The 1,024-nt window shown below is 75.0% G+C and carries 1 protein-coding gene; it reads right to left on the reverse strand.

Annotated elements, in window-relative coordinates:
- A partial coding sequence (locus ACWF94_RS40985) for an inositol-3-phosphate synthase (RefSeq protein ID WP_453500463.1) occupies window positions 1-946 on the reverse strand: 946 nt, incomplete at its 3' end.
- Window positions 947-1,024 lie beyond the last annotated feature (78 nt).

Consider the following 1,024-nt stretch of genomic DNA (forward strand, 5'->3'; position numbering starts at 1 on the left):
CCGGGCGACCCCAACCACCTCCCGCGCGCACCGGGCCACCCCACCCATCTCCCGCTCGCCCTGCCCGGCCGCCCGTCCCGACGCCCAGCAGGTTGGTGCCCGACCAGGCCCGTACAGGCAGGGCGCGTTGCACGAACATCGGGGCGAGTACGGAGCGGAGCAGCGTCTGGCCGGTCTTGCCGTCGCGGCCCGCGTGAGGAAGTCCGCAGCCCGCGACGGCGGTCTGGAGGGCCGGGGTGCGCAGCCCGGCGGAGGGGGTGAAATTGACGAAGGGGCAGCCCTCGCGGATGGCGGCGGCGGCGTAGAGGGAGCTGGGGGCGAGCCGTTCGGCGCCGGGTTCCGGGAGGGGTTCGGTGGAGGAGACATTGATGACGACGACCCGGACCAGCTCGTGCCGGTCGCGGAAGCCTCGCAGGTCGGCGGCGAAGGCTTCGATGAGTTCGCCGTCGGTTCGGGTGTCGCCCGGCTGGGGGCCGCCGGGCCGTATCTCCTGGTCGGCGGCGGTGAGTTCGGCGCGGACGGCCGATGCGAGGCCGTGCGGGAGCACTCCTGCGGCGGTGAGTTCCTCGGCGCGCTTGGGCAGGGGGCAGTGGGCGGTGTCATGACCGCCGAAGATCAGGGAGGACAGGGCGGGCAGCCGTGACGCGGCGAAGGGCGGGGTCTCGGTGACCATGCCGGTCGGGGGGTGCAGTCCGGCCGCGACGGCCGCGCATCCGGCGACGGCCGTGGTGGCGACGGAGCCGCGCGCGCCGACGAACCAGACTCCGGTGCGGGTCGCCGGCTCGTCGGTGCCCGTGGGCCGGCCGGTGTGCGTCCGCTCGTCGGCAGGTGCCCGCTCGCCCGTGCCCGTGCCCGTGCGCTCGCCGCTACGCGTCCGCTCGCCGGAATGTGTCGTCCGCCCGCCGGTGCCTGTGCCCTGGCCGGTGCGTGACTTGTCGTTCGTCACGGACTGCCTCCCTGCCTGTTCATGAGGGGGTGTTGTGGTGGTGCTGGTGGACGGCGGGCGGGGGGTACGGCGCCTCCC

Source organism: Streptomyces sp. NPDC055078 (assembly GCF_053607985.1).